The sequence below is a fragment of the Kribbella sindirgiensis genome, from assembly GCF_004331435.1.
GTDB classification, from domain to species: domain Bacteria; phylum Actinomycetota; class Actinomycetes; order Propionibacteriales; family Kribbellaceae; genus Kribbella; species Kribbella sindirgiensis.
Genome location: NZ_SJKA01000002.1, coordinates 22,256 through 43,853, shown reverse-complemented (window position 1 = coordinate 43,853; position 21,598 = coordinate 22,256). Strand labels below are relative to the sequence as shown.

Here is a 21,598-nt window from a genome sequence, read left to right as displayed (position 1 = left end):
GGGTCCCCGCATGGTCGCCCAGGCTGTTGAGTCCCCCGTTCCCTCCGACCAGTACGCCGGTGATGCGGTCTTCGAACTGCACCGCGGCGGCAAGATCGAGGTCACGTCCTCGATCCACGTCAACGACGCCGACGACCTGTCGAAGGCGTACACCCCCGGCGTCGCCCGGGTCTGCACCGCGATCGCCGACGACCCGTCGCTGGCGCGGCGCTACACCTGGACGTCGAACGTGGTCGCGGTCGTCACCGACGGCACCGCGGTCCTCGGCCTCGGCGACATCGGCCCGTCCGCGTCGCTGCCGGTGATGGAGGGCAAGGCCCTGCTGTTCAAGGAGTTCGGCGGCGTCGACTCGGTGCCGATCGCGCTCGACTGCACCGACGTGGACGAGTTCGTCGAGACGGTCGCGCGGATGGCGCCGTCGTTCGGCGGGATCAACCTCGAGGACATCTCCGCGCCGCGCTGCTTCGAGATCGAGCGCCGGCTCAAGGAGCGGCTGGACATCCCGGTCTTCCACGACGACCAGCACGGTACGGCGGTCGTCGTACTCGCCGCGCTCCGCAACGCGTTGCGCGTCACCGGGAAGTCCATCTCCGAGATCCGGGTGGTGATCTCGGGCGCCGGTGCGGCCGGGGTCGCGTGTGCCCGGATCCTTTTGCAGGCAGGGGTCGGCGACCTCGCGGTGGTCGACAGCAAGGGCGTGCTGCACGAGGACCGCGCCGACCTGAACCCGGTGAAGCTGTCGCTCGCCCGGGACACCAACACCGGCGGAATCTCCGGCCGGCTGGTCGACGCACTCGCGGGTGCGGACCTGTTCCTCGGCGTGTCCGGCGGGACCGTCCCGGAGGAGGCCGTCGCGCAGATGGCCGACGACGCGATGATCTTCGCGCTCGCGAACCCGAACCCCGAGGTGCACCCGGACATCGCCCACCGGCACGCCGCCGTGGTCGCCACCGGCCGGTCCGACTTCCCGAACCAGATCAACAACGTGCTGGCCTTCCCCGGCATCTTCCGCGGCGCCTTCGACGCGAACGCGTCCCGCATCACCGAAGGCATGAAACTCGCCGCCGCCGACGCCCTCGCGAACCTGATCGCCGAGTCCGACCTCCGCCCCGACTACATCATCCCGTCCCCCTTCGACGAACGCGTCGCCCCCGCGGTCTCCGCCGCGGTAGCCAGTGCCGCCCAAGCCGACGGCGTAGCCCGCGCCTGACTGACCCTCCCCAAACCGGTTCGGGGAGGATCACCCGCCCGATCCGGGCAGGCAGCCTCCCCGAACTGGTTTGGGGCGGCTTGTGTGCCTGGATTGGGATGGCGGTTGTCCCACAGCGCACGAGGCTGGGTGAGGTCGGTTACTGATGCGGGAAGGACCACCGCCTAAGGTGGTTTGCATGCTTGCTGCTTATGCCGCCAAGTTCGATGCCGACAACCCGATTGCCGCGTTGGAGGTGGGGGAGCGGCCCGATCCGACGGTGCCTGAGGGGTGGGTGACGATCGACGTACGGGCGACTGCGCTCAACCATCACGATCTGTGGTCGTTGAAGGGCGTCGGGCTGGCCGAGCAGAACCTGCCGATGATCCTCGGGTGCGACGCGGCGGGGGTGGACCCGGACGGGAACGAGGTCGTCGTGCACGCGGTGGTCTCGGACCCGGCGTGGAAGGGCGACGAGACGCTGGACCCGAAGCGGTCGCTGCTGAGCGAGCGGTACCAGGGCACGCTCGCGCAGAAGGTCGCCGTACCGGCGCGGAACGTCGTACCGAAGCCGGCCGGGATGAGCTTCGAGCAGGCGGCGTGCCTGCCGACGGCGTGGCTGACGGCGTACCGGATGCTGTTCACGCAGTCGGGGCTGAAGCCGGGCGACACGGTTCTCGTACAGGGTGCGGGCGGTGGCGTGGCGACGGCGCTGATCACGCTCGCGCGGGCCGCCGGGATCCGGGTGTGGGCGACCAGCCGGGACGAGGGCAAGCGGGCCAAGGCGGTCGAGATCGGGGCGCACGACGCATTCGAGTCCGGCGCGCGGCTGCCGGAGCGGGTCGACGCGGTGATGGAGACGGTTGGGCAGGCGACGTGGTCGCACTCGCTCAAGTCGCTGAAGCAGGGCGGCACGCTGGTGATCTCCGGCGCGACCAGCGGCCAGGCGCCGAAGTCCGCCGAGCTGAACCGGATCTTCTTCCTGCAGCTGCGGGTCCAGGGCTCGACCATGGGCACCCGCACCGAGCTCGCTGAGCTCGTGCAGTTCATGGCGAACGCCGGCATCTCACCGCACATCGACACGGTCCTGCCGCTCGCCGAGGCCCGCACCGGCTTCGAGAAGATGAATACCGGCGACGTCTTCGGCAAGATCGTCTTTACTGTCTGAGTGCAACCTGAACTCAGGCCGGTCGCGGCCGACGACGCAGAGGCCGCGGCCTGGTGTCACCTGTTGTGCTGGCGGGAGGCGTACGCCGATCTGGTGGCGGCCGACCTGCTCCTGGAGCGTACGTCGAACCTCGAGCGCCGGATCGAACGCTGGACCACGCCGCTGGGTGCCGGCCGGCGACGGTGGATCGCGCTGAACCCGGACCCGGACGCGCCGGTGCAGGACCGGGTGGCCGGGTTCGTGGGGATCGGCCCAGGGCGGGACGAGGACGCGCCGGTGCCGTTCGAGCTGGAGGCGATCTACACCCGGCAGGCGTTCTGGAAGACCGGTCTCGGCGGCCGCCTGCTCGATGTTGCTGTGGGCAAGCAGCCGGCGTTCCTGTGGGTCTTCGAGGGGAACGAGCGGGCCCGCGCGTTCTACCGCCGCCACGGCTTCGAGCCGGACGGCGTCGCCAAACACGACCCGTACTTCGATCTGTGGGAGATCCGGCTGGTCCGGAGATAGTGCCAGCGGCACATTTGTGACAACAAACCGGTATGACGTTTCACGGCTGAAACATTCGCGTCGCACCGGGGCAATGCGACGGGGTCACTCTGTTCCTACGATCCGCCCGATCGATGAGGAGCGATGAAGCCCATGAGGCCTACTTTGACGGTGATTGTCGACCCGGCCGACAACTGGATGGCCAAGGCCGCGTGTGTCGGCCAGGCGCCGTCGTACGACGAAACGGCCAGCTCGTGGGAGCAGCGCAAGGCCCAGGCCATCTGCCTGACCGCGTGCCCGGTGATCGAGGAGTGCCGGGAGTGGGCCCGCCGGACCAAGTTCACCGGCACCGCCGCGGGCGAGAAGTTCCTCGCCGGCCGCCGCCGCGGCCGCCCCGGCCCGCAGGAACGCCGTACCCGCCCGATCATCGAAGAACAGCAGGCCAGCTAGACCTTCACGAGCTCGTCGGCGCGCTCTGCGTCGACGAGCTCTGCAGAGGTACGCCGGAACGGGGCGAGGATCGTCGCCATCAGGTGCTCGCGGTTGTGGATGGTCGCGCCGACCGCGAGCGCCAGGTAGATCACGCTGATCACGTAGCGCCCGGTCTGACCCGGTACGGCGAACTGGATCGCGAACAGGCCCAGCAACGTCCAGGCGGCCCATCGCGGGAAGCGCAGGTTCAGCAGGATCGCGAGGCCGAGCAGCGTCTGCGTGGCGGTCAGCAGGAACTCCTCGACCTGCCGCCCGTCCAGGTGCAGCGCGGCGCCGCCACCACCGATCCCGTACGCGATCGGCAGGCTCCCGATCAGCAGCGTCCACTGGTTCACCTTGGCCGAGATGAGCAGGCCCAGCGCCGCGGCGCCCTTGCCCCGCCACGCGAACAGCAGCGCCACGATGAACTCCGGCGCCTCGGACGCCAGCGGTGCGAGCCACTGGACCAGCAGGAACTGGTCGATCCCCAGCGCGTGACCGCCCGCGACGAGTGAGTCCGCGAACGGCTCGGCCGCCGCCAGGATCACCCCGGCCGAGACCAGGAACATCGCGGTCACGGTGATCCGCCGCTGGAGCTTCGGCAGCGCGCCGATGGTCGCCGCCGGCCCGATCAGGTCCGGCTCGTCGTCGTGCTCCGACGTCGCCGCCTTGAACAGGTAGTACGCGAAGAAGGCGAGCAGCAGGAGCCCCAGCACGATGTGGATCTCACCGGTCACCGGGATCACGAACGCGATCACGCCGGCGACCGCGAGGAAGCCCAGCTCGCGGCGGTAGCCGGTCTCCAGTACGAGCGCCTTGACCGTGCGCCCGCTCCGCCGCGAAGCGACGTACAGGCTGATCAGGACGACGCTGGACCAGCCGAGGCCGAGCAGCAACCGGTTCGATCCGGTCATGTTGGCGGCGGCGTACTGCACGTACTCCGGGTTCGAGCCGGCGGTGTGCGCGAAGTACAGGTCCACCGCGTACTCCGGGAGGACGGCGATGACCGCGAGCAGCGCGATCGCGAGTCCGCCCGAGATGTCCATCTCCGCCGCTTCCGCCGCCCAGGCCAGCACGAACGACGCGGCGACCACGGCGAGGCCGAAGATCAGCATCGACGCCAGCGCCGGCGGATGGGTGCCGGTGACCCGGAGGACGACCGCGGGGATCGCCACCAGGAGCAGCAACAGAACAGGGCGGAGGGCTCGGAACACGCCTTCCAGCCTGCCACCGTTTTGATACTTTCGCAATTGCGAAAATATGAGACCGTTCTCACCACGGCCCGGCGGACTGCCCGGAGACCGCCTGAGCGGTCACAATGACTGCGCGATGACCAACCCTGAACCGACGAAGGCGCAGCTCGAATCCGCCGCGGGCACCTTCGCCATGCTCTCCGCTCCGGTCCGGCTGCACCTGGTGTCGCTGGCCGCTCAGGGGGAGTACGACGTCGGCACCTTGGCGGAGCGGGTCGGCGTCAGTATCGCCACCGCCAGCCAGCACCTCGGCAAACTCCGCCTGGCCGGCATCATCACCGCCCGCCGCGAAGGCCGCCGCCACATCTACACCGTAGACGACCCCCACGTCCTCAACCTGGTCGACCAGATCTTCGAACACATCGCCCCCGACGGCACCCTGGCCCCCGACCCACCCCGCCGCACCAGACCACCGCACACGGACTAGAGCACGTGGCGTAGGTAGCGGGCGGGGGTCTGGAGGTAGGCCTTCCAGTTTTGGACGAGTTCCAGGTCTTCCCAGGTTGTGCGGCGGATGCCCCATTCGCCGACCTCGAGGATCGCTGCGCCGGGGAGGGCTGCGATGACTGGGGAGTGGGTTGCGCAGAGGACCTGGGAGCCGGTGTCGGCCAGGCGTTGGAGTACGCCGACGACGGCGAGGCTGCTCGAGAACGAGAGGGCGGACTCGGGCTCGTCGAGGCAGTAGAAACCCGGGCGCACGAAGCGGTCGCTGATCAGGTTGAGGAAGCTCTCGCCGTGGCTCATCTCGTGGAACACCGGCTCCGGTGGGCCGGAGGTCTTCGGGTTGTGCTCCAGGTAGGTGTAGAAGCCGTGCATCGTTTCGGCCCGGAGGAAGAAGCCGGCGCGTTTGGCGCCGACGCCGCGGGTGAGCTGGAGGTCGTCGGCGAGTGGTGACTCCGTCGCGCGGGTGGTGAGGCGGGCGCCGGTGGAGCCGCCTTCGGGGGAGAGACCGAAGGCGACGGCGATCGCCTCGACGAGGGTGGACTTGCCGGCGCCGTTCTCGCCGACCAGGAACGTGACGCCCGGCTCGAGGTCCAGTCCGTCGGTCAGCAGCTGGCGGACGGCCGGGATCGTGTGCGGCCAGCGCCCGGACGCGCGAATGCCCTCCGCCGCGGCAACCCGTCGTACAGGCTGGGAGGCGAAGGGCATTCGCACAGACTACTTACTCGTCCTCGTCGTCCAGTCGAGCCAGCCAGGTGGCGAAGCGCTCGATGGGCGTCTCGAACTCCGGGTTCAGGTCGACGAACTCGCGGAGGCGTTCGGCGACGAAGGCGAGGGAGACCTCTTCCTCGCCCCGTCGCTTCTCGAGCTCCTCGATGCCGCGGTCGGTGAAGTACACGTCAGCTGAACGCCTGCTTCAGCAGCGTCGCCTGCTCGGTGCCGTGGACACCGTGCGAGCCGACCGCCGGGGCGGACATGGCCGGCCGGGACACCCGGTAGAACGGCTTGCCGCCCAGGTGCTCGGTCAGGTTCAGCGCCATGAACGGCCACGGACCCTGGTTCGCCGGCTCGTCCTGGACCCAGCGGATCTCGGTCGCGTTCGGGTACTTGGCCAGCTCGGCGACGATCTCCTCGTGCGGCAGCGGGTAGAGCTGCTCGACCCGGAGGATCGCGGTGCTGATCTTGTCCGCCTCGACCTTCTTCCGCTCCGCGAGCAGGTCGTACACGATCCGGCCGGAGGCCAGGATCACCCGCTCGACACCGGCCGCGCCCGCCTCGGCCTCGGCGTCGCCGAGCACCGGCTTGAAGGTGCCGTGGGTCAGCTCCTCCGGCTGCGACACCGCCTCCTTGCGCCGCAGCAGCTGCTTCGGCGTGAAGACGATCATCGGGACGTGCTCCTCGCCGAGCGTGTGCCGGCGGAGCAAGTGGAAGTACGACGCGGGGGTCGACGGCTGCGCCACGGTCATCGCGTCCTCGGCGCAGAGCTGGAGGAACCGCTCGATCCGGGCCGAGGTGTGGTCCGGGCCCTGGCCCTCGTAGCCGTGCGGCAGCAGGAGTACGACGCCGGACTTCTGGCCCCACTTCGCCTCACCGGACGAGATGTACTCGTCGATGACCGACTGGGCGCCGTTCACGAAGTCGCCGAACTGCGCCTCCCACAGCACCAGCGCCTCGGGCCGCGCGACGGAGTACCCGTACTCGAAGCCGAGGGCGGCGTACTCGCTGAGGAGCGAGTCGTAGACGTAGAAGTTGCCCTGACCGCCCTCTTCCTCGTCCAGGTGCTGGAGCGGGACGTGGTCCTGCCCGTTGACCCGGTCGATGACGGCGGCGAACCGCTGGACGAATGTGCCGCGGCGGCTGTCCTGACCGGCGAGCCGCACCGGGCGGCCGTCGAGCAGCAGCGAGCCGAAGGCGGTGATCTCCGCGCTGGCCCAGTCGAGCGGGCCCTCGGTGATCGCGTGCGCCCGGCGCTGCAGCTGCGGCTGCACCTTCGGGTGCACGGTGAAGCCCTCCGGCAGCGTGGTGTACGCGTCGGCGATCTTCTTCAGCACCTCGCGGCTGATCGCGGTCGCGTCCGGCCCCTCGGGCTTGTTCGGGTAGTCCGGAGCGGTCACGTACGGCGGCGGGGTATCGGGCTCGTTCTTCGCGTCCCGGACCTCGGCGAACACGCGCTCCAGCCGCTGCTGGAAGTCCTGCATCGCCTGCTCGGCCTCTTCGATCGTGATGTCGCCACGACCGATCAGGGCCTCGGTGTACAGCTTCCGGACCGAGCGCTTCTGCTCGATCAGGTCGTACATCAGCGGCTGGGTGAAGCTCGGGTCGTCGCCCTCGTTGTGACCGCGGCGGCGGTAGCAGACCAGGTCGATGACGACGTCCTTGTTGAACGCCTGCCGGTACTCGAAGGCCAGGTCAGCGACCCGGATGCAGGCCTCGGGGTCGTCGCCGTTCACGTGGAAGATCGGCGCCTGCACCATCCGGGCCACGTCGGTGGAGTACATCGACGAGCGGGACGACGCGGGCGAGGTGGTGAAGCCGACCTGGTTGTTCACGATCACGTGGATCGTGCCGCCGGTCCGGTAGCCGCGCAGCTGGGACAGGTTCAGCGTCTCCGCCACGACGCCCTGGCCGGCGAAGGCCGCGTCACCGTGCACCAGCACCGGCAGCACCGGGAACGCGGCGCCGCGGTCGAGGATGTCCTGCTTGGCGCGGACGATGCCCTCGAGCACCGGGTCGACGGTCTCCAGGTGCGACGGGTTCGCCGCCACCGAGACCTTGATCTTGTCGCCGAACTCGGAGACGAACTCGCCCTCGGCGCCCAGGTGGTACTTGACGTCACCGGAGCCCTGCACGGTCCGCGGGTCGATGTTGCCCTCGAACTCGCGGAAGATCTGGCCGTAGGACTTACCGACGATGTTCGCCAGCACGTTCAGCCGGCCGCGGTGCGCCATACCGATCGCGACCTCGTCCAGCCCGGCGCCGGCGGCCTCCTCGCAGAGCTCGTCGAGCAGCGGGATCGTGGTCTCCGCGCCCTCGAGCGAGAAGCGGCGCTGGCCGACGTACTTGGTCTGCAGGAAGGTCTCGAACGCCTCGGCCTCGTTCAGCTTGGCCAGGATCCGCAGCTGCTCCTCGCGGGGCGGCTTGGTGTGCGGGCGTTCGACCCGCTCCTGGATCCACTTGCGCTGCTCGGGGTCCTGGATGTGCATGTACTCGATACCGGTGGTCCGGCAGTACGAGTCGCGCAGGATGCCGAGGATCTCGCGGAGCTTCATGAACCGCCGGTCGCTGCCGCCGAACGAACCGGTGGCGAACTCGCGGTCCAGGTCCCACAGCGTCAGGCCGTGGGTAGCGACGTCGAGGTCGGGGTGGCTGCGCTGCTTGTACTCCAGCGGGTCGGTGTCGGCCATGATGTGGCCGCGCACCCGGAACGCGTGGATCAGCTCCAGGATCCGGGCCTGCTTGCTGATGTCCTCCTCGTGGCTGTGCGGGAGGTCGGCGGCCCAGCGGATCGGCTCGTAGGGGATCCGCAGCGACTGGAAGATCTCGTCGTAGAAGCCTTCGCCGCCGAGCAGCAGCTGGTGGATCCGGCGCAGGAACTCACCCGACTGGGCGCCCTGGATGATCCGGTGGTCATACGTCGAGGTCAGCGTCATCACCTTGCTGACCGCGAGCTTGGCCATCGTCTCGTCGGCCGCGCCCTGGTACTCCGGCGGGTACTCCATCGCGCCGACGCCGATGATGCAGCCCTGGCCGGTCATCAGCCGCGGCACCGAGTGCTGGGTGCCGATCGTGCCCGGGTTGGTCAGGCTGATCGTGGTGCCCTGGAAGTCCGGCAGCGCGAGCTTGTTGTCGCGGGCCCGGCGGACGATGTCCTCGTACGCCATCCAGAAGTCGGCGAAGGTCATCTCCTCGGCGCCCTTGATCGACGGCACCAGCAGCTGCCGGGTGCCGTCCGGCTTCTGCATGTCGATGGCCAGGCCGAGGTTGATGTGCGCCGGGTGGACCAGGGTCGGCTTGCCCTCGGTCTCGTCGTACGACGCGTTCATGTCCGGCAGCGTCTTCAGCGCCTTGACCAGCGCCCAGCCGATCAGGTGGGTGAAGGACACCTTGCCGCCGCGGGCGCGCTTGAGGTGGTTGTTGATGACGATCCGGTTGTCGATCAGCAGCTTGACCGGGACGGCGCGGACGCTGGTCGCCGTGGGGACCGTGAGGCTGGTCTCCATGTTCTGCGCGGTCCGCGCCGGGGCGCCCCGGAGGATCAGCCGCTCGGTGTCCGCGCTGGTCGCGGGGGCGGGCTTGGGCTGAGCGCTGGGCGGCTGGTTCACCGTGCCTCCGGTCGGGGCGCCGGACTTCGCCGGTGCTTGCTTCGCTGCGGGCTGAGCCTGCGGCGGCGCGGCTTGCGCGGCGGCGGCCGGGGCCGGCTGCTTCGCGGCGGTCGTGGCCGCGGGTGCGCTCGAGGCCGGCGCGGACGTCGCCGTACCGCGGCTCGGCGCCTCGGGCGTCTTGTTGTCGGACACCGCGTCGGGCCTGGGAGCGTCGGCCGGGGTGGTGTTCACCGGCGTCGCGTCACCTGGTTGGTAGGTCTTGAAGAAGTCGAGCCATGCCGGATCCACCGAATTCGGGTCCTGCTGGTACTTCTCGTACAGCTCGTCGACCAGCCATTCGTTCGCACCGAAGGCTGCTAGGGGATTGGTGTCTGATGGCTCGGTGGCCACTGGGCAGTTCGCCTCTTCCGATTTCGGGTCCGGTACCGCGGTTCGTTAATGCTGATGTTATGGGTGGTGTCCCAAGCAAAGGCTAATAGCAGGGGGACCACTTCCACAGCTCGGGACCACCGGACCAGTGTGTCGAGTGGTCGGGCCCTGGCGACCGGATCCATCGGTGCCTGAAACACTGCCCACAAAGGTGTTTCAGGCCACACGCCGTCCTCTCACCGCCCGCCGGTGCGGAGAGCAACGGTCATAGCTGCGGGACGCCTTGCAGAGGTGGCTTTCCGGCGGTTCGCCACGGCTGGTCCGGACGGCGTCCTGAGCGTGGCTGGCCACTGTATGCAGTTGTCCACTTGCCACCCGTGACGATCATCACCGTGCAGAAGTGTGGTCAACGTCACGCTCCGAATCAGTCCACCTGGGCATGATTGGCCTTCATCGGTGCGACAGCCGCCGCACCAGCTTCAGGCCCGACCAGGTCGCGTCGATCGCGCACACCTTGACGTCGACGACCCCGAGCGGCAGCGCCAGCTCGCGGATCCCGTTCTCGTCGAGATCGGTCGGTACGCCGGAGGACCGCTTCGGCCAGGCGGTCCAGATCATCCCCGCGGTCGTGGTCCGGGCGAGCAGCACCGGCAGCCGCTTCGCCAGCCGGGCCCGGTCGGGGCAGAACATCAGCACGACGTCGTACGGCGTACGCCCGGGGCGGCGCGCAACCGACGTACCCGGCGGGAGTCCTTCGACGACGAAACCGGCCGGGGCGTTGTCGAGCAGGACCAGGTGTTCCGCCTTGATCCCGAGCTTGGCGGCCAGCGGCTTACCCGAGTACCCCGGCGTCGCGGTCATGCTCGGATGCTAAGGCTCGACGCGGGATGCGGCAGCTCGACAGTACGTATACGTCCACTTGCCCAGGTGCCGGCCGGGCGCCAGGCGCGGGAGCGCGTGTAGTACGCGTATACGTACTGTCGAGCCGCTGTCTCACACCTCGGTGGCGACGAGCTGCTGCTCGGTGACGGTGCGGAGCTCGGGGGCGGTGTGGGCGCTGGACACGGCGGCGGAGAGTGGCGTCTGCCAGATCTTCTCCAGGATCTGGACGAACGCGGCGGCGTCGTCGCGGGTGTCGAAGTCGAGGTCGATGAGGACCCGCGCGGGGTCGTCGACGGGGCGGCTGATGCGGTACGCGAGCACGTGGTGGTCGCGGCGGGCGCGGTCGTAGCGGTCGAAGGCCGCTTTCCAGGCGTCGTAGTCGGCGATGGTGTTCTCGATGTGCAAGGTGATCATGCGGCCAGCGTGCGCTCGCCGGCCGTGAGTGTCCCATCCCCGATCCTGGGGATCTTTCGTACCCTCACGATGTGTGGGAACGCTTGTGCTCCGGCTCGCTCGACGCCAAGGAACTGCGCGAACGAGCCCTGACCGAGCTGCGGCACGCGGTGCCGTACGACGGTTACGTGTGGGCGCTGACCGACCCGGTCACCCGCGTGGGCACCGCCCCGCTGGCCGACATCCCCGGACTGGCGTGGTCCGACCTGCCCGGCCTGATCCGCTCGCGATACCTGGCTGAAGGCACCCGCTGGACCGACCCCGGCAACCCTTCGGTGTGGCGTCGCAGCGAGTCCGTCGAGGTCCTGACCGCAACCTTCGCGGACCGCTACGGCTGCTGGGCCTGGCTGGATCTCTGGCGCAGCATCCCCTTCACCCCCGAAGAACAAGCGTTCCTGGCCTCAATCGCCCCACCCCTGACCACCGCCCTCCGGCAATCCCAAGCCAGAACCTTCGCTCCCGCTCAACCCGCCCTCTCGCACGAGCGGCCGCCGAGATCCAGCGAGTCGGCGGGTGGGCCTGCTGTTCTGCTGCTTGGGGCGGACCTGCAAGTCCGGGTCGGCACGCCTGCGGCTCGCGAGGCCCTGCAGCGGTTGAATCCTCCCGACGATCCGACCGTGGTCGCGCAGGCGATTCCCGCCGCGGCGTACAACCTGGCGGCGGCCCTCATCGCCACGGAGAACGGCGTCGGAGTCGGCCCGCCGTGGTCACGGGTCCACCTCGGCTCCGGGCGCTGGATCACCCTGCGCGCGGCCCGCACCGCACCCGACGCCGACATCGCCGTCACCATCGAGGAATCCACCCCGGCCGAACGCCTCGAGGTCTTCGCGCTCGCCCACGCCCTGACGCCCCGCGAACGCGAGATCCTCGCCGAGCTGACCACAGGCGCCGACTCCCGCCGGATCGCGCACCGCCTGGTGCTGTCCGAACACACCGTCAACGACCACGTCAAGGCGGTCCTCGCCAAAACCGGCGCCGCAACCCGCCCCATGCTCCTCGCCCGGGTCGCCGGAACCGGCTGAACCGCCCCCGGCGAGGGCATACTTACGAAATGGCGTTGACGGATGAGGCGATCGTCAAGATCAAGGGGATGATCACCTCGGGGGAACTGGGGCCGGGGGACCGGTTGCCGAAGGAGGCGGATCTCGCCGCCCGGCTGGGTTTGTCGCGGAACTCGCTGCGGGAGGCGGTCAAGGCGCTCACGCTCGTCAACGTGCTGGACGTCCGGCACGGTGACGGGACGTATGTGACCAGCCTCGACTCGGCGCATCTGCTGGACGCGCTGAACTTCATGGTCGACCTGCACCGCGACGACTCGGTGCTGCAGTTCTTCGAGGTACGGCGCTTGCTCGAGCCTGGTGTGGCGGCGCTGGCCGCGACCCGGATCACCCCGGAACAGGTCACCGAACTGCGCTTGTTGACGAGCGATCTTGCGCCGGATGCTTCGGTCGAGGAACTGGTCGCGAACGACCTGCGGTTCCATCGGGGGATCGCCGAGGCGACCGGGAACCAGGTGGTCTGCTCGCTGCTCGACGGGATCTCCGGCGCGACCCAGCGGGCCCGGATCTGGCGCGGCGTCACCCAGGCCGGCGCGGTCGAGCGCACCCTCGCCGAACACGCCGCGATCCTGGACGCCATCGAGATCCGCGACGCCGAAGCGGCCCGCGCCTGGATGACCGCCCACATCGCCGGCGTCGAAACCTGGCTCCGCAAGGCCTCCTGAGCCCGAGCACCTGGTGCGTTGGCCCGCAGCATTTCGTGGGTTGACGTCCGAGATGCTGGGTTTGCGTCCGAGATCCGGGGCGTAAACCCGACATCTCGGACGTAGACCCACCAGATGCCGCGGTGGGTGGTCGGGTGCGGCGAGGGGCGGCGCGGGGTACAGACGGGGTATGGGGTACGAACCGCCGCCGCCGCGTAGTGCGTTGACGCTGCGGATCGTGCTGGCGTCGTTCGGTCTGGCGCTGTGGATCGCGGCCGCCGTACTGGCCGCGGTGCTCGACCTGCCGGTCGGGTGGGTGATCGCGTTCGCGGTGCTCGGTGTGGTTGCGCTCGTCGATCTGGTGGTTGTTGCCCGGCGCAAGCGTTCGGAAAATGGTTGATCAACCCAACCGGGATCCGTAAGCTTGGGGAGTCACATTCCCGAGGGCAGGGGTTCGAGTTGTCGAACTGAGGTCTTTCTCCGCAACTGATTGATCGCCACCTCATCGGTGTGCGGTCTCGTTTCGAGACCTCGGCTGGAGTCGACAACTCATGAGCATTTCCCTGTCCTGTACCGATCTCTTCTTCGCCTGGCCCGACGGCGAGGTGCTGTTCGACGGCCTGACGTTCGTCGCCGGCCCGGTCCGTTCCGGGCTCGTCGGCCGCAACGGCGCGGGCAAGTCGACGCTGCTCCGGCTGATCGCCGGCCGGCTCACCCCGCAGCGTGGGGCGATCCGGGTCAGCGGCGAGCTCGGGTACCTGCCGCAGGACCTGACCCTCGACACCTCGTTGCGGGTCGACCAGGCCCTCGGTATCGAGGCCGTCCGGCGGGCGATCACCGCGATCGAGTCGGGTGACGCCTCGGAGGAGAACTTCGGGATCGTCGGCGACGAGTGGGACGTCGACGAACGCGCCGAGGCGCTGCTCGGCAAGCTCGGGCTGGGCGCGATCGACCTGGACCGCAGCGTGGGCGAGCTGTCCGGCGGCGAGACGATCCTGCTCGGGCTCGCGGCCGAGTTGCTGCGGCGTCCCGACGTACTGCTGCTCGACGAGCCGACGAACAACCTCGACCTGCGGGCGCGGCGGCATCTGTACGACGCCGTTGACCAGTTCCGTGGTGCGTTGGTGATTGTGAGCCACGACCGCGAGCTCCTGGATCGCGTCGACCAGATCGGGGACCTGCGCAAGGGCGAGGTCACCTGGTACGGCGGCAACCTGACCGCGTACGAGGAGGCGGTCGCGATCGAGCAGGAGGCCGCGGAGCGGATGCTGCGGGCGGCGGAGGCCGACGTACGGAAGCAGAAGAAGGATCTGGTCGAGGCGCGGATGAAGATGGATCAGCGCCGCGCCCGGGGGCAGCGGGCCTTCGAGCAGGGCGGGATCCCGAAGATCATCGCGGGCGGGCTGAAACGGTCCGCGCAGGTGTCGGCGGGGAAGCATCTCGGGATGCAGTCCGAGCGGCTCGACTCGGCGCAGGAGGCGCTCGCGGACGCGGAGGAGAAGGTCCACGACGACGACACGATCCGGGTCGACCTGCCGAAGACCGCCGTACCCGCCGGCCGCATCGTGCTGCGGCTGGAGGATCACGTACTGCGGACCGGGGCGAACGTCGACCTGGAGATCCGGGGTCCGGAGCGGATCGCGCTGACCGGGTCGAACGGCGCCGGGAAGACCACGCTGCTGCAGTCGATCGTGGCGGGGGAGTTGCCGGCGGTGCCGTTCCGGTACCTGCCGCAGCGGCTCGACCTGCTGCGGGACGACCTGTCGATCGTGGACAACCTCGCGTTGCTGGCCCCGAGTACGGAGAACCAGGAGCGGCGGGCGCGGCTGGCGCGGTTCCTGTTCCGTGGACGGGCCGCGGATCAGCTGGTCAGTACGTTGTCCGGCGGCGAACGCTTCCGGGCCACGCTGGCGGCGCTGCTGCTCGCGGAACCGCCGCCGCAGTTGCTGATGCTGGACGAGCCGACGAACAACCTCGACCTCGCCAGCGTGGCGCAGCTGAAGGACGCGTTGGCGTCGTACAACGGGGCGCTCGTGATCGCCAGCCACGACGTGCCGTTCCTGCGCGACATCGGCATCACGCGGTGGGTCGAGCTGACCTCGGAGACGCTGACCGACATCGATCCGCTGTAGGCGGTTGGGTGTCTGCCCCGTCACCTTCGGGTGGCGGGGCTTTCTCATGCCTTGATTTTTAATACCCCCTGGGGGTATGTTCTGGGTATGGACGAGCACGAGCAGCACGAACACGGTGGTCACGAAGCGCACGGTGGTCACGGGGCGCATGGCGGGCATGGGGATCATGCGGCGCAGTTCAAGGACCGGTTCTGGATCAGCCTGGCGCTGGCGGTGCCGGTGGTGTTCTTCAGTGAGATGTTCGCGGACCTGCTGGGGTACATGCGGCCCGACTTCCCCGGCGCGGGCCTGATCGCGCCGGTGCTCGGCACGGTGATCTTCGGGTACGGCGGGCAGCCGTTCCTCACCGGTGGCTGGGGCGAACTGAAGTCGCGGCGCCCCGGAATGATGCTGCTGATCTCGATGGCGATCACCGTCGCGTTCGTCGCCTCGTGGGTGACCACGCTGCAGCTCGGCGGGTTCGACCTGGACTTCTGGTGGGAGCTCGCGCTGCTGATCGTGATCATGCTGCTCGGGCATTGGCTGGAGATGCGGGCGCTCGGCGCGGCGTCCGGGGCGCTCGACGCCTTGGCCGCGCTGCTGCCGGACTCGGCCGAGAAGGTGACCGACGACGGGGTCGTCGAGGTGTCGCTGCACGAGTTGCAGGCGGGCGACGTCGTACTGGTGCGTTCCGGCGGACGGGTGCCCGCGGACGGCACCGTGGTCGAGGGACAGGCCGAGGTCGACGAGTCGATGATCACCGGCGAATCGCGGCCGGTGTCGCGGGCCGTCGGTGACGGTGTGGTCGCCGGAACCGTTGCCACTGACAACGCTCTGCGCGTCGAGATCACCGCGGTCGGTGACGACACCGCGCTGGCCGGCATCCAGCGGCTGGTGGCGGAGGCACAGGCCTCGTCCTCCCGTGCGCAGGCGCTGGCGGATCGCGCCGCAGCGTTCCTCTTCTACTTCGCGTCGATCGCTGGTCTGATCACGTTCGTGGTCTGGGCGTTGCTGGGCAAGTTCGACGAGGCCGTGACGCGAACCGTGACCGTCCTGGTGATCGCCTGCCCGCACGCCCTCGGGCTGGCCATCCCGCTGGTGATCGCGATCTCCACGGAGCGCGCGGCCAAGGCCGGCGTACTCGTGAAGAACCGGCTGGCGCTGGAGCGGATGCGGACGATCGACGCGGTCCTGTTCGACAAGACCGGCACGCTGACGAAGGGCGAGCCGGCCGTCACCGGGGTCGCCACGGTTGACACGGTGTCGTACGACGAGTTGCTCGCGCTGGCGGCCGCGGTCGAGGCGGACAGTGAGCACCCGCTGGCGAAGGCGATCGTGCGGGCCCAGGCGGCCGGCGTGCGAGTCGGCGCCGCGGAGGGTCAGGTAGGTGCTGAGGCCGGCGAGGCGAACGGGGTTGCCGGGGGCAACGGCAGGCTCGTGGCCACCGACTTCCGGTCGCTGACCGGGCGCGGTGTGCAGGCGACGGTCGGCGGCGCGGAGGTTGCGGTTGGCGGGCCGGCGTACCTGCGGGAGAACGGTTTGTCCGAGCCGGACGCGCTCGACGCGGAGGTCGCGGAGTGGAAGGCGCGTGGGGCCGCGGTGCTGCACGTGGTTCGGGACGGGCAGGTGCTCGGTGCGATCGCGCTCGAGGACGAGGTCCGCGAAGAGTCCCGGCAGGCGGTCGCGGCGCTGCACAAACGCGGGGTGAAGGTCGCGATGGTCACCGGCGACGCGCACCAGGTCGCGGACGCGGTGGCCAAGGAGCTGGGTATCGACGAGGTGTTCGCCGAGGTACTCCCGCAGGACAAGGACGCGAAGGTCGCGGAGTTGCAGGCCCGCGGGCTGAAGGTCGCGATGGTCGGCGACGGTGTGAACGACGCCCCGGCGCTGGCCCGTGCCGAGGTCGGGATCGCGATCGGTGCCGGCACCGACGTGGCGATCGAGTCCGCCGGCGTCGTCCTCGCCGCCGACGACCCGCGCGCCGTCCTCTCGGTCATCGACCTGTCCAAGGCGAGCTACCGCAAGATGTGGCAGAACCTCGTCTGGGCCACCGGCTACAACGTGATCACGGTCCCCCTCGCCGCCGGAGTCCTCGCCTTCGCCGGCGTGGTCGTCTCACCCGCCGTCGGCGCCCTCCTGATGTCGATCTCCACCATCGTCGTAGCCCTCAACGCCCAACTACTCCGCCGCCTCAACCTCTCACCCACCCGGCTGGCCGCGTAGTCCGTCCAGCGTGACCTGCACCAGGCGCCGTACCGCCGCTTTCGACGGTACGGCGCCTGCCGCTTGGAGAGCGTGCACGCAGTACGCCGCCAACTCCTTCGCCGGTACGTCGTCGCGCACGTCACCCAGCCGCTCCGCGATGAAGGCGATGAGCTGCCCGCGGGCGTGACCGACATGCTCCGGTCGGTGCAGATCAACCGCCTCGGACGCCGGATGCTCGTAACAGATGAACGCGTACGCCTCCAGCACGAGCTCGAGCAGCAGAGTGCACGAGTGGCGCATCGGGTCGAGCAGATTGCACGGCGCGACGGGGTGCAGGTCGTCTGGCGGCAGGCGTGAAGTGCTGATGGGCCGAGTCGCGAGACCCGACCCATCAGCCATTGGTCAGGCGGTTGGCAGCCTGCCGAGGAGCCTTTGCATGGTGGCGATCTCGGTGGTTTGAGCGGTCTGGATCTTGGCAGCCAGGGCGACCGAGGCGGTGTCCTTGCCGGTGGCCTGCTCGGTCTTGGCCATGGCGACCGCGCCCTGGTGGTGCTTGATCATCATCTCGACCCACATCCGGTCGAACATGCTGCCGGTCGCCTTGTTCAGGTCGTCCATCTCCTGCGGGCTCATCATCCCGGTCATGGTGTGACCGCTGTGCTCGTTCGGCGTCGGCACCGGCTTGCCCCAGCTGGTCAGCCACCCGGAGAGCTGCTCGATCTCCGGCGCCTGCGCGGCCTTGATCGCGGTCGCGAGGTTCTTCACCTCCGCGGTCGTCGCCTTCCGCAACGCCAGGTCCGCCATCGTCACGGCCTGCTGGTGGTGCGGGATCATCTGCGTCGCGAACGCCACGTCCGCGTCGTTGAAGCCGGTTGCGGCCGGCACCGACGTACTCGGACTGCCGGTGGCCTCCGAATCGCCACAGCCGGCCAGGCCGAACACGGCGGCGAGAAGGGCGGCCGAGGCCGCGGTCGTACGGTAGACGTGCGTCATCACTTTTCCTTTGTCGATGGGTGTGTACGGCGGAACAGGCGCACGTCGGCCTATATCCGCAGTACACCCAACGACGACACCGACCGAGGCGGCGACCGCTCACCCAGCACGAACCGTGCGCTCGTGGCCGGCAACGACACCGCCCGCCACACCAGCTGACTCCGCAGCCCCAGCGCCAACGCGAGCAGGAGCACGAGCCCGGTCAGCACGGCCATACACGCCCCACCCATGTCGTGCATGTCGTCCAACGGATCGACATGCACCCCGGCCGGCTCGGTATGCGTCATCACCATGCCCGGCGCAGCCATCGCGGCGTCGTGGTGGGACGTCAATCCGTGCATGGCGAAAACGCCGGCGACTACTGTGAGTACGCCGAGCAACCGCAGCATGCGACCGGCCATCGGGACAAGGGTAGCGAGCTGGGCCGGATGCACAGTCAGCACCCACCGGGTGTGCAGATTCCACGGTGAGGCCCCGGAGCAACCGTCGTACGTTCGATGAAATCCCAGGGCTGGAGGTTTTCATGGCCGGTACATCTGTTGGTGCGGACGACTACGCGCTCGCCCGGGTCCCTGACCACGCGCGGTACTCGTGGTGGTCGGTCGCGACCCAGCGGTTCGGGCAGATCTCGGCGCTCAGCCAGTTCCTGCTCGGCGCGACGCTCGGGTTCGGGATGAGCTTCTGGTCCGCGTTCTGGGCGCTCACGCTCGGTGCGGTGATCCTCGAACTGGTGGCGATCCTGATCGGCGTGATCGGGACCCGCGAGGGCCTGCAGACGTCGGTGATCGCGCGCTGGACCGGGTTCGGGCAGGCCGGCTCGTCGCTGATCGGGCTCGCGATCGGGATCAGCCTGATCGGCTGGTTCGGGATCCAGTCGGCGGTGTCCGCGGCCGGGCTGAGCCAGCTGATCGGCGTCCTGCCGACCTGGGGCTGGTCGCTCGTCTTCGGTCTCGCGGTCACGCTGGTCGTGCTGCGCGGGTTCCATTCGATGGCCTGGGTCGCGTACGTGACCGTCCCGGCGTTCCTGCTCCTGGTCGGCTGGTCGATCATCAGCGAACTGTCCGACCACAGCCTCGGCTCGCTGGTCAGCGCCGCACCGGCCGGCCCGCACCTCAGCCTGCTGGAGGGTACGACGCTGGTCGCCGGCGGATTCATCGTCGGCGCGGTGATCACGCCGGACATGACCCGGTACAACCGGACGGTCGGCGACGTGGTCAAGCAGACCGTGCTCGGCATCACCCTCGGCGAGTACGTGATCGGTCTGGTCGGCGTCCTGCTGGCGCACGCGATCGGCTCGGCGAACGTGGTCACCATCGTCACCTCGTCGGTCGGCTGGGTCGGCACGCTGGTGATCATCCTCGGCACGATCAAGATCAACGACTGGAACCTCTACAGCTCCGGCCTCGGCGTGGTGAACTTCATCGGCACCGTCTTCGGCCGGCACGTCAACCGGGCCGCCGTCACGCTCGTCGTCGGCGTCCTCGGCAGTGTGCTCGCGGCCGGCGGGATCCTGGACAAGTTCACCGAGTTCCTGATCGTGCTCGGGGTCGCGTTCCCGCCGATCGCCGGGATCATGGTCGCGGAGTACTTCGTCGTGAAGCGCTGGCGCCCCGACCTCGAGGCCTCCCGCGCGAGCGGCACGCTGCCGCCGACCGCCCCGACCTGGGTGCCGGCCACGATCGTGATCTGGATCGGCGCCGCGCTGATCGGCAAGTACGTCACGTGGGGCCTGCCGAGTATCAACTCGCTCGTCGTCGGATTCCTGGCGTACGTCGTGGCGGGCAAGCTCGGCCTGATCCGCGGGCTCGGGACCAGCCGCACGATGGACAGCGAGACGGCCGGCGTCAACGCCGTACCCGCGACCAACTGAGTGTCACCAACGGGAGGATCTGGAATGCGAATCGGCATCGATGTCGGTGGTACCAACACCGACGCCGTGCTGCTGGACGGCACCACCGTGCTGGCGGCGAACAAGTCGGCGACCAGCGCGGACGTGACGGCCGGCATCATCGACACCCTGGACCGGCTGCAGGCGGAGCGATCCTTCGACCCGGCGCAGGTGCAGGCCGTGATGATCGGCACCACGCACTTCATCAACGCGCTGATCGAGGCCCGCCGGCTGGCGCCGACGGCGGCGCTGCGGCTCGGGTTGCCGGCCACCGCGTCGTTGCCGCCGCTGGTCGACTGGCCCGAGCGGCTGGTCGAGGCGATCAGCGGTCGCAGCTACCTGGCACACGGCGGCCACGAGTTCGACGGCCGGCACATCGCCGAGCTGGACCCGGACGAGCTGCGCCGGCACGCGGGCGACATGATGAAGCACGGCGTCCGGTCGGTGGCGATCTCGTCGGTGTTTTCGCCGGTGAGCAACGAGTTCGAGCTGCGCGCGGCCGAGATCCTGCGGTCGGAGCTGGGCGACGACGTGGCGATCTCGATGTCGCACGAGATCGGCCGGATCGGCCTGCTGGAGCGGGAGAACGCGACCATCATCAACGCCGCGCTGCGGGAGCTGGCCGCGTCGATCGTCGACGGGCTGTCCGGTGCGGTGGCCGGCCACGGCATCTCCGCGCCGCTGTACCTGAGCCAGAACGACGGCACGCTGATGGATGTCGACTTCGCCCGCCGGTACCCGGTCGCCACGTTCGCGTCCGGCCCGACGAACTCGATGCGCGGCGCGGCGCTGCTGTCCGGTCTGGACACCTGCGCGGTCGTCGACGTCGGCGGTACGACGAGCGATGTCGGCGTACTCACCCACGGCTTCCCGCGGGAGGCGACGACCGAGGTCGACGTGGCCGGGGTGCGGACCAACTTCCGGATGCCCGACGTGCTCAGCATCGGGATCGGCGGCGGCAGTCTGGTGGCCTCGGACGGCGAATTGGCGACGGACCTGGTGACGGTCGGACCGCGCTCGGTCGGCTACCGGTTGACCGAGGAAGCGCTGGTCTTCGGCGGCAAGACGCTGACGGCGACGGACATCGCGGTCGCGGCCGGTCGGGCTGAGGTCGGCGACGCCGCTGCGGTTGCGGACCTGGATCCGACGCTGGTGAAGGCGGCTCTGGCGCGGGTGGCCGCGGACATCGCGGACGCGGTCGAGCGGATGCGTACGTCGCCGGACCCGCTGCCGGTGGTGGCGGTCGGCGGTGGGTCGATCCTGCTGCCGGACGATCTTCCCGGGAGTCTCGCGGTGCACCGGCCGGACCACTTCGCGGTCGCGAACGCGATCGGCGCCGCGATCGCGCAGGTCGGCGGCGAGGTCGACCGGGTGTACGCGATCGACCCGGGCCGCCGGGACGCGGTGGTGGACGAGGCCCGGCAGGAGGCCGTCGACCGCGCGATCGCGGCCGGCGCCGACCCTGCCGCCGTGCGGATCGTCGACTTCGACGAGGTCCCGATCCCGTACCTCCCCGGCAACGCGACCCGCATCCGCTGCAAGGCGGTCGGCGACCTGCGGCTGGGGACTGCGTCATGAGCGCGGACCTCCAGGCCATCACAAGTGAGCCGCGAGCGGTCGGCCACGCGGGACGGGCGGCGGAGGCGGCAATTGTGATGGGCCTGGCGT

Annotated in this window: 21 protein-coding genes; 12 read left to right on the top strand and 9 right to left on the bottom strand. The window is 69.4% G+C overall.

Annotated elements, in window-relative coordinates; translation table 11 throughout:
* The first annotated feature begins 10 nt into the window (after window positions 1–10).
* From E0H50_RS04705 to E0H50_RS04690, 4 genes are all read left to right on the top strand, one after another.
* Window positions 11–1,210: an NAD(P)-dependent malic enzyme gene (locus E0H50_RS04705; protein ID WP_131285179.1), complete on the top strand. Its 1,200-nt coding sequence runs from the start codon at window positions 11–13 to the stop codon at window positions 1,208–1,210.
* A gap of 178 nt (window positions 1,211–1,388) precedes the next feature.
* Window positions 1,389–2,357 carry a zinc-binding dehydrogenase gene (locus E0H50_RS04700; RefSeq protein ID WP_131285177.1) on the top strand — a complete coding sequence of 323 codons (969 nt, stop codon included), beginning with the start codon at window positions 1,389–1,391 and terminating at the stop codon, window positions 2,355–2,357.
* Window positions 2,358–2,861, top strand: coding sequence for a GNAT family N-acetyltransferase (locus E0H50_RS04695; RefSeq protein ID WP_131285175.1), 504 nt, complete (start codon window positions 2,358–2,360; stop codon window positions 2,859–2,861).
* A gap of 132 nt (window positions 2,862–2,993) precedes the next feature.
* Window positions 2,994–3,290 (top strand): WhiB family transcriptional regulator, encoded by a 297-nt coding sequence (locus E0H50_RS04690; RefSeq protein ID WP_131285173.1) that lies wholly within the window; start codon window positions 2,994–2,996, stop codon window positions 3,288–3,290.
* On the opposite strand, the gene E0H50_RS04685 is transcribed toward E0H50_RS04690, so the two are convergent.
* The gene (locus E0H50_RS04685) at window positions 3,287–4,525 is read right to left on the bottom strand and encodes a sodium:proton exchanger (protein ID WP_131285171.1); all 1,239 of its coding nucleotides are present in this window, start codon (window positions 4,523–4,525) and stop codon (window positions 3,287–3,289) included. The two genes, E0H50_RS04690 and E0H50_RS04685, sit on opposite strands and share 4 nt — an antisense overlap.
* A 115-nt stretch (window positions 4,526–4,640) precedes the next feature.
* Between E0H50_RS04685 and E0H50_RS04680 the strand changes: the two genes are divergently transcribed.
* The gene (locus tag E0H50_RS04680) at window positions 4,641–4,991 is read left to right on the top strand and encodes an ArsR/SmtB family transcription factor (RefSeq protein WP_131285169.1); all 351 of its coding nucleotides are present in this window, start codon (window positions 4,641–4,643) and stop codon (window positions 4,989–4,991) included.
* Here E0H50_RS04680 and E0H50_RS04675 read toward each other — a convergent pair.
* From E0H50_RS04675 to E0H50_RS04660, 5 genes are all read right to left on the bottom strand, one after another.
* Entirely contained in the window at window positions 4,988–5,713 is a 726-nt protein-coding gene (locus E0H50_RS04675) for an AAA family ATPase (RefSeq protein ID WP_131285167.1), read from the bottom strand. The genes E0H50_RS04680 and E0H50_RS04675 overlap by 4 nt on opposite strands.
* Window positions 5,714–5,726: 13 nt before the next feature.
* The gene (locus E0H50_RS42760) at window positions 5,727–5,903 is read right to left on the bottom strand and encodes a DUF6104 family protein (protein WP_165546996.1); all 177 of its coding nucleotides are present in this window, start codon (window positions 5,901–5,903) and stop codon (window positions 5,727–5,729) included.
* A gap of 1 nt (window position 5,904) precedes the next feature.
* Complete coding sequence (locus tag E0H50_RS04670; protein ID WP_131285165.1) at window positions 5,905–9,717, bottom strand: multifunctional oxoglutarate decarboxylase/oxoglutarate dehydrogenase thiamine pyrophosphate-binding subunit/dihydrolipoyllysine-residue succinyltransferase subunit; 3,813 nt, start codon at window positions 9,715–9,717, stop codon at window positions 5,905–5,907.
* Window positions 9,718–10,146: 429 nt separating this feature from the next.
* A complete protein-coding gene (locus E0H50_RS04665; RefSeq protein WP_131285163.1) occupies window positions 10,147–10,557 on the bottom strand; it encodes a DUF3052 domain-containing protein in 411 nt (136 codons plus the stop codon).
* 132 nt (window positions 10,558–10,689) lie between these two features.
* Complete coding sequence (locus E0H50_RS04660; RefSeq protein ID WP_131285161.1) at window positions 10,690–10,992, bottom strand: hypothetical protein; 303 nt, start codon at window positions 10,990–10,992, stop codon at window positions 10,690–10,692.
* Window positions 10,993–11,063: 71 nt separating this feature from the next.
* Between E0H50_RS04660 and E0H50_RS04655 the strand changes: the two genes are divergently transcribed.
* From E0H50_RS04655 to E0H50_RS04635, 5 genes are all read left to right on the top strand, one after another.
* The gene (locus E0H50_RS04655; protein ID WP_202868018.1) at window positions 11,064–12,053 is read left to right on the top strand and encodes a helix-turn-helix transcriptional regulator; all 990 of its coding nucleotides are present in this window, start codon (window positions 11,064–11,066) and stop codon (window positions 12,051–12,053) included.
* Window positions 12,054–12,082: 29 nt separating this feature from the next.
* A complete protein-coding gene (locus E0H50_RS04650; RefSeq protein WP_131285159.1) occupies window positions 12,083–12,754 on the top strand; it encodes a FadR/GntR family transcriptional regulator in 672 nt (223 codons plus the stop codon).
* Window positions 12,755–12,923: 169 nt separating this feature from the next.
* Window positions 12,924–13,133, top strand: a complete 210-nt coding sequence (locus tag E0H50_RS04645) for a DUF6343 family protein (RefSeq protein ID WP_131285157.1) — start codon at window positions 12,924–12,926, stop codon at window positions 13,131–13,133.
* Window positions 13,134–13,284: 151 nt separating this feature from the next.
* Window positions 13,285–14,865, top strand: a complete 1,581-nt coding sequence (locus E0H50_RS04640; RefSeq protein ID WP_131285155.1) for an ABC-F family ATP-binding cassette domain-containing protein — start codon at window positions 13,285–13,287, stop codon at window positions 14,863–14,865.
* A gap of 87 nt (window positions 14,866–14,952) precedes the next feature.
* Window positions 14,953–17,067, top strand: coding sequence for a heavy metal translocating P-type ATPase (locus E0H50_RS04635; protein ID WP_131285153.1), 2,115 nt, complete (start codon window positions 14,953–14,955; stop codon window positions 17,065–17,067).
* On the opposite strand, the gene E0H50_RS43375 is transcribed toward E0H50_RS04635, so the two are convergent.
* From E0H50_RS43375 to E0H50_RS04620, 3 genes are all read right to left on the bottom strand, one after another.
* Window positions 17,044–17,349: an SbtR family transcriptional regulator gene (locus tag E0H50_RS43375; protein ID WP_202868017.1), complete on the bottom strand. Its 306-nt coding sequence runs from the start codon at window positions 17,347–17,349 to the stop codon at window positions 17,044–17,046. The genes E0H50_RS04635 and E0H50_RS43375 overlap by 24 nt on opposite strands.
* A gap of 102 nt (window positions 17,350–17,451) precedes the next feature.
* Complete coding sequence (locus E0H50_RS04625; protein WP_131285151.1) at window positions 17,452–18,042, bottom strand: DUF305 domain-containing protein; 591 nt, start codon at window positions 18,040–18,042, stop codon at window positions 17,452–17,454.
* 50 nt (window positions 18,043–18,092) lie between these two features.
* Window positions 18,093–18,443, bottom strand: a complete 351-nt coding sequence (locus E0H50_RS04620; protein WP_131285149.1) for a DUF6153 family protein — start codon at window positions 18,441–18,443, stop codon at window positions 18,093–18,095.
* Window positions 18,444–18,565: 122 nt separating this feature from the next.
* On the opposite strand from E0H50_RS04620, the gene E0H50_RS04615 reads away from it, so the two are divergent.
* Window positions 18,566–19,912: a purine-cytosine permease family protein gene (locus E0H50_RS04615; protein WP_131285147.1), complete on the top strand. Its 1,347-nt coding sequence runs from the start codon at window positions 18,566–18,568 to the stop codon at window positions 19,910–19,912.
* Between the two features lie 24 nt (window positions 19,913–19,936).
* Window positions 19,937–21,508 (top strand): hydantoinase/oxoprolinase N-terminal domain-containing protein, encoded by a 1,572-nt coding sequence (locus tag E0H50_RS04610; RefSeq protein ID WP_131285145.1) that lies wholly within the window; start codon window positions 19,937–19,939, stop codon window positions 21,506–21,508.
* Window positions 21,509–21,598: the final 90 nt, after the last annotated feature.

Bases quoted from the DNA above. Each gene is read 5' to 3' on its own strand.
- E0H50_RS04620 (WP_131285149.1), bottom strand. From the start codon at position 18,443: ATGGCCGGTCGCATGCTGCGGTTGCTCGGCGTACTCACAGTAGTCGCC.
- E0H50_RS04650 (WP_131285159.1), top strand. From the start codon at position 12,083: ATGGCGTTGACGGATGAGGCGATCGTCAAGATCAAGGGGATGATCACC.
- E0H50_RS04610 (WP_131285145.1), top strand. From the start codon at position 19,937: ATGCGAATCGGCATCGATGTCGGTGGTACCAACACCGACGCCGTGCTG.
- E0H50_RS04635 (WP_131285153.1), top strand. From the start codon at position 14,953: ATGGACGAGCACGAGCAGCACGAACACGGTGGTCACGAAGCGCACGGT.
- E0H50_RS43375 (WP_202868017.1), bottom strand. From the start codon at position 17,349: ATGCGCCACTCGTGCACTCTGCTGCTCGAGCTCGTGCTGGAGGCGTAC.
- E0H50_RS04640 (WP_131285155.1), top strand. From the start codon at position 13,285: ATGAGCATTTCCCTGTCCTGTACCGATCTCTTCTTCGCCTGGCCCGAC.
- E0H50_RS04645 (WP_131285157.1), top strand. From the start codon at position 12,924: ATGGGGTACGAACCGCCGCCGCCGCGTAGTGCGTTGACGCTGCGGATC.
- E0H50_RS04660 (WP_131285161.1), bottom strand. From the start codon at position 10,992: ATGATCACCTTGCACATCGAGAACACCATCGCCGACTACGACGCCTGG.
- E0H50_RS04625 (WP_131285151.1), bottom strand. From the start codon at position 18,042: ATGACGCACGTCTACCGTACGACCGCGGCCTCGGCCGCCCTTCTCGCC.
- E0H50_RS04615 (WP_131285147.1), top strand. From the start codon at position 18,566: ATGGCCGGTACATCTGTTGGTGCGGACGACTACGCGCTCGCCCGGGTC.
- E0H50_RS04700 (WP_131285177.1), top strand. From the start codon at position 1,389: ATGCTTGCTGCTTATGCCGCCAAGTTCGATGCCGACAACCCGATTGCC.
- E0H50_RS04675 (WP_131285167.1), bottom strand. From the start codon at position 5,713: ATGCCCTTCGCCTCCCAGCCTGTACGACGGGTTGCCGCGGCGGAGGGC.
- E0H50_RS04665 (WP_131285163.1), bottom strand. From the start codon at position 10,557: ATGACCGCGACGCCGGGGTACTCGGGTAAGCCGCTGGCCGCCAAGCTC.
- E0H50_RS04690 (WP_131285173.1), top strand. From the start codon at position 2,994: ATGAGGCCTACTTTGACGGTGATTGTCGACCCGGCCGACAACTGGATG.
- E0H50_RS04705 (WP_131285179.1), top strand. From the start codon at position 11: ATGGTCGCCCAGGCTGTTGAGTCCCCCGTTCCCTCCGACCAGTACGCC.
- E0H50_RS04680 (WP_131285169.1), top strand. From the start codon at position 4,641: ATGACCAACCCTGAACCGACGAAGGCGCAGCTCGAATCCGCCGCGGGC.